Source organism: Nocardia sp. NPDC050630, from assembly GCF_044457245.1.
Classification (GTDB): domain Bacteria; phylum Actinomycetota; class Actinomycetes; order Mycobacteriales; family Mycobacteriaceae; genus Nocardia.
Map to the genome: position 1 here is coordinate 1 of NZ_JBITGN010000008.1, position 13,270 is coordinate 13,270.

General features: G+C 64.6%; 14 protein-coding genes. 10 read left to right on the forward strand and 4 right to left on the reverse strand.

The window, feature by feature from the left end:
• Positions 1 to 385: 385 nt before the first annotated feature.
• Positions 386 to 1,075, forward strand: coding sequence for a TetR/AcrR family transcriptional regulator (locus ACIBG0_RS21095; protein WP_397034648.1), 690 nt, complete (start codon positions 386 to 388; stop codon positions 1,073 to 1,075).
• Here the strand turns inward: ACIBG0_RS21095 and ACIBG0_RS21100 are convergent.
• The 4 genes from ACIBG0_RS21100 to ACIBG0_RS21115 form a co-directional block, all read right to left on the reverse strand.
• Positions 1,062 to 1,655 (reverse strand): hypothetical protein, encoded by a 594-nt coding sequence (locus ACIBG0_RS21100; protein ID WP_397034649.1) that lies wholly within the window; start codon positions 1,653 to 1,655, stop codon positions 1,062 to 1,064. The genes ACIBG0_RS21095 and ACIBG0_RS21100 overlap by 14 nt on opposite strands.
• Positions 1,656 to 1,671: 16 nt before the next feature.
• Entirely contained in the window at positions 1,672 to 2,607 is a 936-nt protein-coding gene (locus ACIBG0_RS21105; protein ID WP_397034650.1) for an NADP-dependent oxidoreductase, read from the reverse strand.
• A 16-nt stretch (positions 2,608 to 2,623) separates the two neighbouring features.
• A complete protein-coding gene (locus ACIBG0_RS21110; RefSeq protein ID WP_397034651.1) occupies positions 2,624 to 3,517 on the reverse strand; it encodes an SDR family oxidoreductase in 894 nt (297 codons plus the stop codon).
• Between the two features lie 101 nt (positions 3,518 to 3,618).
• Positions 3,619 to 4,320 carry a TetR/AcrR family transcriptional regulator gene (locus ACIBG0_RS21115; protein ID WP_397034652.1) on the reverse strand — a complete coding sequence of 234 codons (702 nt, stop codon included), beginning with the start codon at positions 4,318 to 4,320 and terminating at the stop codon, positions 3,619 to 3,621.
• Between the two features lie 243 nt (positions 4,321 to 4,563).
• On the opposite strand from ACIBG0_RS21115, the gene ACIBG0_RS21120 reads away from it, so the two are divergent.
• From ACIBG0_RS21120 to ACIBG0_RS21160, 9 genes are all read left to right on the forward strand, one after another.
• Positions 4,564 to 5,538 carry an enoyl-CoA hydratase/isomerase family protein gene (locus ACIBG0_RS21120; RefSeq protein WP_397034653.1) on the forward strand — a complete coding sequence of 325 codons (975 nt, stop codon included), beginning with the start codon at positions 4,564 to 4,566 and terminating at the stop codon, positions 5,536 to 5,538.
• Between the two features lie 5 nt (positions 5,539 to 5,543).
• Positions 5,544 to 6,482 carry an alpha/beta hydrolase gene (locus tag ACIBG0_RS21125; RefSeq protein ID WP_397034654.1) on the forward strand — a complete coding sequence of 313 codons (939 nt, stop codon included), beginning with the start codon at positions 5,544 to 5,546 and terminating at the stop codon, positions 6,480 to 6,482.
• Positions 6,483 to 6,485: 3 nt separating this feature from the next.
• Complete coding sequence (locus ACIBG0_RS21130) at positions 6,486 to 7,052, forward strand: hypothetical protein (protein ID WP_397034655.1); 567 nt, start codon at positions 6,486 to 6,488, stop codon at positions 7,050 to 7,052.
• A 1-nt stretch (position 7,053) separates the two neighbouring features.
• Positions 7,054 to 8,634, forward strand: a complete 1,581-nt coding sequence (locus ACIBG0_RS21135; RefSeq protein WP_397034656.1) for a hypothetical protein — start codon at positions 7,054 to 7,056, stop codon at positions 8,632 to 8,634.
• A gap of 25 nt (positions 8,635 to 8,659) precedes the next feature.
• Positions 8,660 to 9,337: a DUF169 domain-containing protein gene (locus tag ACIBG0_RS21140; protein ID WP_397034657.1), complete on the forward strand. Its 678-nt coding sequence runs from the start codon at positions 8,660 to 8,662 to the stop codon at positions 9,335 to 9,337.
• 97 nt (positions 9,338 to 9,434) lie between these two features.
• Positions 9,435 to 10,187, forward strand: coding sequence for an MlaE family ABC transporter permease (locus tag ACIBG0_RS21145; protein WP_397034943.1), 753 nt, complete (start codon positions 9,435 to 9,437; stop codon positions 10,185 to 10,187).
• Between the two features lie 11 nt (positions 10,188 to 10,198).
• Positions 10,199 to 11,086, forward strand: a complete 888-nt coding sequence (locus ACIBG0_RS21150; RefSeq protein ID WP_397034658.1) for an MlaE family ABC transporter permease — start codon at positions 10,199 to 10,201, stop codon at positions 11,084 to 11,086.
• Complete coding sequence (locus ACIBG0_RS21155) at positions 11,083 to 12,249, forward strand: MCE family protein (RefSeq protein WP_397034659.1); 1,167 nt, start codon at positions 11,083 to 11,085, stop codon at positions 12,247 to 12,249. The genes ACIBG0_RS21150 and ACIBG0_RS21155 overlap by 4 nt, the downstream gene beginning before the upstream one ends.
• The gene (locus ACIBG0_RS21160; protein ID WP_397034660.1) at positions 12,246 to 13,265 is read left to right on the forward strand and encodes an MCE family protein; all 1,020 of its coding nucleotides are present in this window, start codon (positions 12,246 to 12,248) and stop codon (positions 13,263 to 13,265) included. The genes ACIBG0_RS21155 and ACIBG0_RS21160 overlap by 4 nt, the downstream gene beginning before the upstream one ends.
• The last annotated feature ends 5 nt before the right edge of the window (positions 13,266 to 13,270 follow it).

The window sequence follows — 13,270 nt, forward strand, 5'->3', positions numbered from 1 at the left end:
AGTTCAACGAGCTGGTCGACCGCGTCACGGTTGCCATCAGCAGCCAGGTGCCGTAGTTCGTCCATATCGCCACGCTCACCAGCGAGTTCGACGAGCTCGTCAGCCGCGTCACTATCGCCGGCGGCGGCCCTGGCTCGCAGGTCGAACAGATCAGAATCGGTCATAAAAGCCACCCTATCGGTGGTTCGGATTGCTCTCCGGGGCTTCTACAACCCAACCATCGACTAGTCCGGACCACCTCCGGCGACCGCGCCAGGCCACGGGGACTGTAAGAACAACGGTGCCAATAACGAAGTTACACGACTAATATAACGAAGTTACAGGGCGGGTGGCAATAGCCATGCGCCGGTCTCGCGGCCCGGGTGGTGTGAAGTCAGGTGGAAATATGAGGAACGTGTCAGAAGATTCGACGATCGAAAGCGTGCCGGACCGACTCGTCAAGGCGACCATCGGTCTGCTGGCCGAGCAGGGCCCTTCGGCCATCAAAGCGCGGACTGTGGCGTCGGCGACCGGGCTCTCGACGATGGTGGTCTACAGCCACTTCGGCGGGATCCCCGAACTCGTTCGAGCCGTCGTCGATCAGGGATTCAAGGAACTGGACAGGGCGTTTTCCCGGATGCCGGTGACCGCGGATCCGATCGCGGATCTCTTCACGATGGCGCTGACCTGTCGGCGGGTCGCCAGGGAGAATCCACACCTCTATGACCTGATGTTCGGATTGTCCACGCGCGCGACGTACCGGCCGATGGGGGCTTCCGACATTCGGTTCAGCGGGCGATCGCCCGCCTTCCGAGATGCCTACCTGCACATGGTCGAAGCATGCCAGCGGCTCGTGGCCTCCGGCCGGATCGAGCAGCAGGATCCCGAGGTGGTCGCCGCGCAATTGTGGAGTTACGTGCACGGCTATATCACCCTCGAGCTGGCCGAGCACTTCGCCGACTTCAGCGACGCCGTTGCACAGGTGATGCTGCCGATGGGGGTCAACTTCTCGGTCGGACTCGGCGATGAGCGGGCTCGGGCCCAGTCCTCGCACGAGGCGGCCCTGCGCTGGTATGACTCGATCAATCCTCGGTGAGGATCATCGGCGTGGCCTCCATGGCGTAGTCGCGTAGCTGGTCGGCGATGGCGTCCGCCTTGTCTGTGGCCGGCGGCGTCGTATCGGGGTCGGCGATGGCACGCACCGTCACCGGCACGGTCAGGCCGAGTCGTGCACCTTCGGCGACCACCGCCGCTTCGAACGCGGCGATATAGCGCTGGTGGCGATGCAGTATTTGCGTGGTCGGATCGCTGGGCTCGTCGATTCCTGTGCGGCCGAGGACGTCCCAGAGGTTCAACTGCACGATGACCGGTGCCGTTCGACCCGGCGCCAGCCACTCGGGAGTCGCCGATTCGCCGCCTGCGAGGCCTTGGATCCAAGCCGCCTCCTTGCTGTTCGATCGCCCTGCGACGAGCCGGGCGACACTGCCGACGTTGGCAGCCACGGTTTCCAGCACACTGGCGAGGAATTCGCCGAAGTCGATCGGTTCGCCGCCGGGCTCGTACCGAACCGCCTCGGTCAGGATGTTGACGGCGGCGCCGTGCAGTTCGGCCCAGCGATCTCGGATCGGAGTCGCGGTTGCCGGGGCCAGTGGTGCGGAGTGGTTCGGGTCTGTCATTTCGGGTGTTGGTGCGTCAGGCCGCCGTGAGTACGGTCTTGCCGGGTCCGCGCTTGGTGGCGTGGGCGGAAGCAGCCTGATCGAGGGGAAAGGTCGCGGCGATGGCGGGAATGAGTTCGCCGGTGGCCGCGAATTTGGCCAGGGCGGTCATGCCGAGCCGGTCGGCCTCGACGAGCAGCCCGGCCACCCGGATGCCGCGCGCGGCCGCATCCTTTTCCAGCGGAGCGACCGAAGGCGGCAATGTCGAAACCAGGACCCCACCGGGTTCGAGAACGTCCAGGGCTCTGGCGGCATAGTCGCCGCCGATGACCTCCAGGACGACGTCGACTTCCTTGACGGCCTGGGTGAAGTCGGTTGTGGTGTAGTCGATCACCTCGTCGGCGCCCACCGCGGTGACGAAGTCGGCGTCCTGTGCCGAAGCCAATGCGATGACATGAGCGCCACGGGTTTTCGCGATCTGCACCGCGAGATGTCCGACACCTCCGGCTGCGCCGGTGATCAAGATGCGGCTGTCCTGATCGATGCGAGCCGTATCCACCAGGGCCTGCCAGGCGGTGAGCCCGGCCAGGGGGAGGGCCGCGGCCTGGATGTGTTCGAGGTGTTTGGGTTTCGCGACGAGTGTGCGGGCCGGGGCGAGGGCGTACTCGGCGTGGGCGCCGTGGCCGTGCGGGAAGGGCAGCATGCCGAACACTTCGTCGCCGACCTGATGCACGGTCACGCCCGGGCCGACAGCCGCCACGTGCCCCGAGATATCCCAACCGAGCACGAACGGCAGTGCGCTGACGAACAGACCGCTCTGCCGTGCCAACGCGTCGACCGGATTGAGCGCGGCAGCATGTACTCGGACGACGACCTCGCCGATGCCGGGCTCGGGAATCGGCAAGGTGACCAGCCTCAGCGTCTCGGGGCCGCCGAGTTCGTCCTGGCTGATGGCCCACATCGTGTCGGTCATGTCCGCCTCCTGATGGTCACGAGTGTTGTGCCGGACGGGTTTTGTCGGTACCCGGCGTGAGTTGGTCATGTCGCCCCAGTGCCGCGACCTCACGTTCCATGGTCGGAACCAGTTCGGCCGCCAAGCGCCTTGCCCAACGCCAGGTCAGCGGTGAGTTCATGGCGCCTTTCGCCCAATTGGCCACGCCGACCGCGCGCGGCACATAGACACGGGCACGTCGGCGCGCGAGTCCATCGACGATCGCGGTGGCTGCCTCGTCGACGCTCGTGGTGACATTGCCCGGATAGGGCAGCTTTTCACGTATTCCCTGGAAGGAGGGGATGTCGGCTTCCGCACCTCGGACGAGATCGGTGTCGATCCACGAGGGATGGACCACGCCGACCGTGATGCCGAGGTGCGCCACCTCTTGGCGGTAAGTCAGGGCGAGTATTTCGACTCCGGCTTTGCTCGCAGCGTAGGAGGCCATTCCTGCCAGGGGCATGAAGGATAGTGCGGACGCGATGACCAGCACGTGACCTCGGGTGCGCTCGAGATGCGGTGTCGCGTGCTTGAGGGTGCGGAAGACGCCGTTGAGGTTGATGTCCAGAACTCGATCGAACGACGCCTCGTCCATCTGCCGCACCGTCCCGTAGGCCGCTACCCCGGCATTGGCGACAAGGAAGTCGATGCCACCCATGATCTCCGCGCAGTCATCGATCGCCGACCGCAGTGCGGTGCCGTCGCGCACGTCGGCCTCCCGCCAGCATGCGGTGGGACCCAGGTCGGCAGCTAGTGCGCGCAATTTTTCGGGCTCGAGTCCGATCAAGGCCACGCGCGCGCCGCGGGCGGCGGCAAGACGTGCCACCTTCTCCCCGATGCCGCGTGCTGCCCCGGTAACTACCAGTCGTCGACCCGCCAAGCTTCGTTGCATCAGCCGAGGATAACTTCGTTATAGATGGAAGGCAATAGGACTCGGTGATTACCGCGGCATGGTTCGAAGCCGGGTGCCGCAGTCGTTCGGTGGCTGTCCGCCTATTTCGAGTCGGCGCTCAGCGAGCGCGACGCGGCGCTCTCGGAGGCTTTCGCCGACTCGGCGGTATCACCCAACCCGACCAGCAGGTTCACTGTCATTGGTTGCAGTATCCAGCGAACGGGGTCGGGGACGTGGGTGAAGGAACCGCCCAATTCCAGCGTGATGAATCCGTGCACACAACTCCACAGTTGGGTGGCGATCGCGTCGGGGTCCTCGTCGCTGCGAACGCGGCCGCTGCGCACGAGTCGAGCGCATGTCTCGACCAGATGTGCGTAGTCCGCCTGGAATTCCTTGGATCGCCTGATGGTGCCGGAGTTCGAGGTTTCCAGTGCTCGATAGCTTCCGCGTGTCGAGAGGCCGAACATCGCGTCGTAGAGGTGGGGATTGTCGTGGGCGAACCCGCGGTAGGCCAGCGCCATCGCGAACAGATCGGTGACCGGATCGTCGCTCGGTGGCACTGCGACGAGGGTTCGGCCGAGGTCTCGGAATCCTTGCTCGACGACGGCTCGGAGTAACTCGGGCACGCCACCGAGGTGGTAGTACACCGCCATCGTCGATACCTGCGCGGCCTCGGCGACCGACCGTGCCTTGATCTGCGACGGTCCCTTCTCGGCGAGCAGTCTCGTTGCCGCCTCGACCAGCCGTTGGACAATCTGATCGGGCGTCAATCGAGCGGCGGCTTCCTTGCTTGGTTTCGGCATCGGAGCCGCGCACCTCCCTGTTCGGACTGCCGTGGGTTTGTGAAACGAGGCTACCGGGCATCCGCCCAGTTCGACTCGGCGAAGGACGACGAAAAATGAGTCGGCGATCACGAGTCTTGCTCAATGTGACCTAGTGCACTATCGTCCCATAACGAAGTTCATAACGAAGTTCCAAACTTCGTTCTCGCACCCTGTCCTCGGTGCGGTTTCCCCACATCGGATAGGTAAGGAGGAGTCGGCGCCATGTCGCAGCCACGTCCCGGGGCGCAACGCATCCAGACCGAAAAACTCGACGGTGGAGTGATCGTCGCGCGTTTCGCCGGCAATGAGTTGGGCCTGTTCGGCCGCGAAGATGCTCCCGAACTGTTCGATCTCGTCGAGCGCGCCGACCGCGATTCCGAGGTTCGCGTGGTGGTGTTCACCGGGTCGCATCCGGGGCGGTTCATCAGCCATGCCGATCTGGCGTGGCTGCAGGAAGACGGTTCGGTCATACCGCCGGTGGGCCGCGGTATCACCAATGTGGTGGCGCGGATCGCCCATCAATTCGGCCGGAACAGGTTCACCAGATGGGTGGCGCGCAAGACGCCGTTGACCGGGGCGGTCCAGCTCGATCTCATGCACGAGACATTGCTGCGGATGAGCTCCAGTTCCACGATCTTCGTCGCGGCACTCAACGGGTCGGTGCTCGGTGTGGGCGCCGAGATCTCATGGGCGTGTGACCTGCGATTGATGGCCGAAGGCGACTATTTCATCGGACATCCGGAAGTTCTGCTGGGCTTTGCGCCCGGCGCCGGTGGCACCCAGCGCCTGCCTCGGCTCATCGGTTCACACCGGGCGCTGGTCGCGATCTTGGAGGGCAAGCCTTTCCCGGCCGAGGAAGCACTGGCGATCGGAGCGCTCGACGAGATCGTCCCCGCCGACCGGCTCATTTCCCGGGCCGTCGAACGGGGCACACATCTCGCGGCCCGGCCGACCGAGGCGATCGCCGCCATCAAGCGGGCGGTGAATGTCGGTGGATCGCTGTCGATGGCGCAGGGCCTACACCTCGAGCGCACCGAATTCCTGGCAGCGCTGCCGCAGCGGCAGGCACAGGAGATCATGCTGCGCTACCTGCGTGAGACCGCCGACAGCGGTGAGCTGCCGCTGTATCGGCCCGGCGGCTATGACGCGGCGCTACGGCACGGCAGTGCCGCGCTCGGTACCACATCCAGGAAGTGAAAGAAATGGCTCGCAAAGCACCTCACGCATTCGGCCGCCGCACCGTGGATTTTCCCTCCGGCGACTCCTTCTGCTCGGCTTGGTTGTACCTGCCCGATATCGCCGTCGATAAGCCAGTGCCCGTGGTTGTGATGGGGCACGGTTTGGGTGCCACTCGGGAGATGGGGCTGGCGCCCTACGCCGAGCGATTCGCCGCGGCTGGGCTGGCGGTGTTGGTGTTCACCTACCGCAATCTCGGGGACAGCGGCGGCGCACCACGCCAGGTGTTGTCGATGAGCAAGCAGCTCGCCGACTGGGATGCCGCGATCGAGTACGCGGTCAGCTTGCCGGAAGTCGATCACGCTCGGGTCGCGGTGTGGGGGAGTTCCCTCGGTGGCGGACATGCCATTTCGGTTGCCGCTCGGCATCCGGAACTTCGTGCCGCGGTCGCCCAGTGCCCATTCACCGACGGACTTGCTTCGGCGGCCGGTCTGGGTTTGGGCGAGACGCTGGCGCTGTTGCGCGTGGTGGCTCGCGACCTGCTGGCGGCGGCGCGGGATGAGGAGCCGATCTGCGTTCCGGTCGCCGCGGCACCGGGCGAGATGGCCCTGATGAACGCACCCGATGCGCTACCCGGGATGCACGCGCTGCTGCCTCCCGGCTTCCAGTGGATCAACCGTGCCGCGGCCCGCAGTGTGACGAGCATGATCCGGTATCGGCCGGGTCGATCGGCCAAGCGCATCGTCGCGCCGATCCTGATCTGTATCAGCGCGACCGATTCGGTCGCCCCGCCCAAACAGACCGAGCGCTACGCCCGCCAGGCACCGCGCGGCGATGTTCGGCTGTACGACGCAGGACATTTCGATTTCTACCTCGGAGAGGCATTCGAGCAGTTGGTGACCGATCAAACCGCGTTCTTGGTCCGCCACCTGCAACCCGCGCCGGTCATCGGGACGGTGCGGTAACCGATGTCGAACGCGGCCATGCGCCTGCTGCTGTGGTTTCTCGGGCAGTGCATCGCCCGGGGATCCCGGTTCATGCCGTCTGTGCGGTCGCAGATAACCCGCTCGCTGACCTTCGAGATGTCCGCTGGTGACGGGGTCGCCCGGCACTGGATCTTCGACACGCAATTGCGCAGGGCGACATCACATTCCGGCCATGCCGCCGCGGCGGACTGCGCGGTGCACATCGGCTCGAGTCGGCAAGCGCTGCGCATTCTCAGTTCCCCGAGGGCGGTCGACAAGCTGGTCGAAGCAAATCACCAGGGCACAGTCGAGATTCACGGCAGTGCATTCGTACTGCTGTGGTTCTTCGGCCTTACTCGGAAGTTCATCAAGATCGGGCGCTCGAGTGGACCCCGCCACCGGATCCCCGATGCCTACGTTGCCCACGACCCCGCTGCGAGCGGGGACGAGACCATCCTCATCGAGCCAGCGGTCGTGCGCCTCGATCCCGAGTGGAAGGCCGCCTGGAAAGCCAGGTCCACGTTGTGGATGGTCCGTGCCACCACCGACGAACCTATGCCGGAGCCATGAGATGACACAGCTGGCAGCAATGCCGATGACCACGACACCCGCAACCCATGCGACGACGACAACAACCGCTGCGGCGGGACTCAACGACCGATCGCTGGGCTGGCTGAGATTCATGTGGGAGAAGGCCACGACCGACGACGACTGGTCCGATCAGGGCGAGCCGCATCCGTGGTGGGATCGCTACAGCGAGCCGCCGATGTGCGCGTTCCCGCGCTTCGACCTTGCCGAGATGGGCTACGTGCTGCCCATGATGGTGGAAGCGACTCCGGCGTGGCGGGAAGGCTATACCCGCATCCTCGATGAACTGGCGCGCCGCTACGTCACCTTCTGGGGCGGTATCGATTGGAACACCCTTATCGGGCCCGACCCCAATGTCGACAAATATCCCCCTGAATGGTTGATGGTTGTACCCGAGCACCTGCGTGGCCGGTATGCCCTGCCCGGCTGGACCGGCAACGGCATCGAACCATGGGGACTGCAACCGGACCCGGTCGGCTGTGACGGGAACCTCTTCTACCGTGGCTGGCTCAATCTGCTGCTGGGCATGCGCCACTACGTCTCGGGACAGCCGACCCAAACCACTCCATTCGAGGTCTCCGGATACCAAAACCGCAAATTCACCTGGACACACCGGCGGATGGCAAAGTTCATTTCCGATCAGATGGCGGCGCGGCCTCAGGGACCGCACTGCGAGAACACCAAGATCTGGCCGTTCTGTGTGACCGCCGCCGGTCTCGGCCTCAAGATGTACGACTCACTGCTGCACACCTCGCTCAACGAACCGTTCCTGGATTGGATCGAATTCGCCAAGAAGCACTACATGGGACGGGACCGGCAAGGCCGCATCGATTGGGTGGCGTTCTTCTACGACCCGATCGAAAACGCGACGATGACCTTCCCCGGGCCGGTAAACGGCTACAGCGCGCTCACCCTTGTGCACTACATCTATCCGCAGGATCCCGAACTCGGGATCGAGCTGTATGAATCGGCGATGCGCCAGTTGGGCTGGAACAACCCCAAGGTGCCGGTCGTCCAGTTGGCCGATGACCCGCAGATGTTGTCCATCGGTCTGTGGATGGCCCGCGAAATCGGTGACACCACAACCTGGGAACGCTTGCGCGCGGTGTCCGAAAGTCAGTTCGAGCCAAGGTATTTCGGCGAAGACGACAGCCGCTTCGCGTTCTGGTGCGGGCTGGGCGAGCAATGGCCTCGCGGCCAGATCAACGCCACCATGATGATGATCGAATGCGCGGAACCCGGTGCCTGGTCCCGGGTTTTCAACTCCCCGAACACCACCATGTACGACGAGCCGACGGTCTCCGGCCTCGACTACCCGCTTATCGGTATCCGACGCACTCACAACGACATTCGGCGCCGAGTTCTCGAGATCGACACCTTCGCCGCGACCCCGTCGCGTCGGGGAGCGCCGACTTCGTTCACCGTCGACAACTTGCCGCACAAGGCGCCGGTCTCGCTCGAGGTCGACGACCGCCCCTGCGACACCTGGCGCCGTTCACAACCCGGTGCGGTGGCCATCGATCTCGACATCGATACCCACCGGGTTCGCCTCACCTACGCATGACAAACCCTTCTGAAAGGTCCTGATCATGAGCACCTACGCCGCATCGGCCCGCCGATTGTCCGAGCTTCTCGGCGTCACCGAAACACCTGTCGCGGTAAGTTTCGATGCGACCACGGATGTACCCGGTCCGGTCCCGGCCCAACCGGCCGGATGCTGTTTCTGGACACCGGCGCAGCAGCAGCGTCTCGATACTGTCGCCGCCGATCACGCACATTGCAGCGTCGGCAGCTACACCCATGGGCTGATCCCGCTCGAACAGGCCGCCGCTGGCGCGGACACCGCAGCCCTGGTGGGCAGCGGCTGGGTCGGCGAGGCCGACCTGATGGCCGCCGCGGCGTTGCAGTTCCGTCCGTCCTCGATCACCTATCAACCGCTGGCCGAGGCGGAGAACCCGGACGTGGTCCTGGTCAAACTGTCGCCAACGGCGTTGATGACCCTGCTCGGTGCCGTCCCCGATCTCACCTTGGCCCGCAAGCCGCAGTGTGTGATCGTCCCACTCGCCCAGGCCGGGCAGGTCGCGGTGAGCCCCGGCTGCGCGGTCAGCCGGACCCGAACCAACCTCCCCGAGGACGAGCTGACCTGCGCGCTTCCGGCGGGCGAGCTGGCATCGATCATCGAACGGCTGGAGGTCTCGACCGCCGCGGACCGTGCCGTCAGCGAGTTCGCGGCCGCCGATATGGCGAGCAACTTCAGCCCGGCGTGAGCGCCGGTCATCCCGGTCAGTGATTTTCGAATAATCGGAAGGTTCGACGATGGTGGACACCGGCAGCGAGATTTCCTCGCGCGGGCGATGGGACGCGATGCTGTCCGTGACGGCGGTCGCGCCGCGTGCGGTGGGGGAGTTCTTCGCAACGGTGTTGGATACCGCTCGGATGCTGCCGCGACGCCCGTTCCAATTTCGGGAGTTCGTGCACCAGGCCTGGTTCATCGCCAGTGTGTCGATCGTTCCGACCTTGCTGATCGCGATCCCGTTCTGCGTGATGGTGATCTTCCAGATCAACGTGCTGCTGAACGAGATCGGTGCCATTGATCTGTCCGGCGCGGGTGCCGGTATCGCGGTGATTCGCGAGATCGGTCCGGTGGCAACGGTTTTGGTGGTGGCGGGCGCCGGTGCGACGGCGATCTGCGCGGATCTCGGTGCCCGCACAATCCGCGAGGAGATCGATGCGATGCGGGTGCTTGGCATCGACCCGATTCAACGGCTGGTCGTGCCACGGATACTCGCCTCTACGACGGTCGCGCTATTTCTCAACGGCCTGGTCACGGCGGTGGGTTTGACCGGCGGCTACCTCTACGCGGTCTATCTGCAAGGCGCGACCCCGGGACAGTTCATCACTGCGATTCCGCTGCTCACCGGGGTACCGGATCTGCTGGTCAGTGAGCTCAAGGCCGGGATATTCGGGCTGTTGGCCGCGCTGGTGGCCTGCCATCTGGGTCTGCATGCCAAGGGTGGGCCGAAGGGAGTCGGTGACGCCGTCAATCAGACCGTCGTCTTCAGCTTCGTCTTGTTGTTCCTGGCCAACTCCCTCATAACCACGCTGTGGCTGCAATGAACGGATCGATATTGACCACCACCAGCAAAGAGCCGGGGGCCATCGAGCTGATTCGGCGAAAGTCATGGGGACGTCGGCTCACCACGACCGCGGCTCGCCCCGTCGACGCCGTCGGCGGCCTCGGCCACCAACTGTCGTTTCATCTGCACGGAATCGGCTGGATTCCGCGCACCCTGCGCCGCTACCGCGGTGAGGTGGTCCGCCTCATCGCCGAGGTGAGCCTCGGGACCGGCGCCCTGGCGGTCATCGGCGGAACCGTCGTCATCGTCGGATTCCTCACCGCCGCAGCTGGTTACGAGGTCGGCCAGCAAGGCAGCAACTCGCTGGGGCGGGTCGGTGTCGAGGCGATGTCGGGATTCATCTCCGCGTTCTTCAATACGCGGGAGGCCATTCCTGTGGTCGCCGGGGTCGCGTTGACCGCGACGGTCGGCGCCGGATTCACCGCGCAACTCGGTGCGATGCGGGTGAGCGAAGAGATCGACGCCTTGGAGGTTATGTCGATTCCCTCCGTCCCATATCTGGTGACGACCCGCATCCTGGCCGGGCTGATCGCGATCATGCCGCTGTACGGTATCGCGCTGTTCATGGGCTACGCCTCGACCCAGTTCGTGAGCATCGTCCTGTCCGGGCAGTCGCCGGGCACCTATGAGCACTACTTCAACGTCTTCCTCGTACCGAGCGACGTGCTGTGGTCACTGGTGAAAGTCATTGTGTTCTCGGTGATCATCATGTCGGTGCACTGCTACCACGGCTACCACGCCGCCGGTGGTCCCGCCGGTGTCGGGGTGGCGGTCGGCCGGGCGGTACGCACTTCGCTGATCGCGATCATGATCGTCGACCTGATCGTCGGCGTCGCGGCCTATGGCGGTGTCCACTCGACTGTGCGGGTGTCCGGATGAACGTCGAAGTCTCCCGCCGCCGTGCCGTGCTGTTCGGCATCAGCGCTCTGGTCGCGTTCGTCCTCGCCTGGACGGGCGCCATCGCTTCCTGCAGTGGCGAATTCGTCGCGAGCACCCGCGTCTACTTGGTCGCGGATCGGGCCGGGCTGCTGATGGGGCCCGGATCCGATGTCAAGGTGCACGGCGTGGTCATCGGACGGGTGAACGCCGTCGATTTCGACAACGACCGTGCGAGGCTGACCTTGGACCTGAATCCAGTTCAGGCGCACCGGATTCCGGACAACGTCGGTGCCCAGATAGCACCGACCACCCTGTTCGGACGCAAGTTCGTCACGCTGGTCTGGCCGGAGCAACCGTCGGCGACGACATTGACCGCCGGATCGGTGATCGACGACTCGAAGGCGCCCGTCGAGGTGAACGACGTATTCGAAGCGTTGCTGACCGTCCTGAAAACGATTGAACCGCAAAAGGTCAACGCGACTCTTACCGCCCTCGGGACCGCGCTGGGTGGGCACGGTACGCGATTCGGCGACCTGATGGTGTCCACGGATCGCTATCTCGGGCAGTTCAACGAGGCCATTCCGACATTGCGCCGCGACGTCCCGCTGCTCGCCGACAATCTCGACACCTTGGCAGCCGCGACACCGGATTTCATGACCACACTGCAGAACCTGTCGACCACCGGCAACACCATTGTCGAGAAGCAAGCGAGCCTGAGTGCTTTCCTGCTGTCGTTCACCGAATTCGGCAATACCGGTAAGGCATTCACGGATGCTTCGGCCACACCACTGATCGGCGCTGTCGAAGCATTGGAACCGAGCGTTCGGGTGCTCGCCGAGCAGTCGCCGTCGTTCCCGTGTCTGTTCTCGGCTCTCAACCAGGACCGCAAAATCCTCGAACGTGCGCTCGGCGGCGGACGGCCGGGCCTGAACATCCTGAGCACCCTGCTGATGGGCGACGCGCCCTACCGCTACGACAAGGATCTGCCCGTGAACGGTGCCGATAACGCACCCTCCTGCCATGGATACCCGTACACCCCGGACGGTCCCGCCCCCGGTCACACCGACTTCAACACCGGTACAACGGTTTACGGCCCGATTCGTGGTCCGGAGGATCTGCTGGGCAACCCGTTCGCGGCACTGATCTACGGACTGACCCGATGATCGCCCGTCACGCAGGCATCAAGTTGGTGGTCTTCCTAGTGATCACCTCGATCATTTCGGCCATGCTCGTCGTGCTCGTCGGCGAGTTGCGATTCGTGCCGACCCGCACCTACCGCGCGCTGTTCACCTCGGTCTCGGGGATGAAGTCCGGGAATGACGTGAAGATCGCCGGTGTCCCGGTGGGCAAGGTGAAGTCGGTGGACTTCGCACACGACCACCTCGTCGAGGTCGTTTTCACCGTCGACCGTGACATCGAGGTGCTGACCAGCTCCACCGCCGCGGTCCGATACAAGAATCTGGTCGGCGACCGGTATCTCGAGGTGGGCGTCAAACCCGACCACTCCGGGTTGCGCTCCGAAAACGATCCGATTCCGGTCACCCAGACCGCACCCGCACTCGATATCGACAGCTTGGTCAATGGATTCAAGCCGCTACTGCAGGGCCTGGATCCGGACCAGACGAACAAGCTGTCGGCATCGTTGATTGCCGTGCTCAACGGCCAGGAACAGAACATCGCCACCCTGGTGGAGCAGATCGGCGAGCTCGGCAACACGCTGGCCGATCGTGACCAGGTCATCGGTGAGACGATCGACAGCCTCGCCGCCGCCCTCGGCGTAATCCAGCAGCGCGGCACACGATTCGATCAGTTGGTGGTCGACCTGCAGCAGGTCGTCAGCGGTCTCGATGCGGACCGGACCACACTGACCACTGGTTTGGAGCGGATCGACGCGGGCACCGCGGAGGTCGCACAGCTCTTCCAGGACAATCGACCCGCCATCGGCGCCGACATCGCCGAGTTGCAGCGCTTGGCGCACAACCTCAACACCGATTCCGGCACCCTCTCGTTGCTGCTGGCGAAGCTGCCGACCACCTACAACCTGGCCGGGCGCGCCAGTAGTTACGGCAGTTTCGCCAACTTCTTCGTCTGCGGTCTCGCCATCCGGTATCCGGCGATCGGCGGCACCGGCTATCAGGACACACCGATGTTCACCGCGCCCGCCGAAAGGTGCAGGTGATTCCG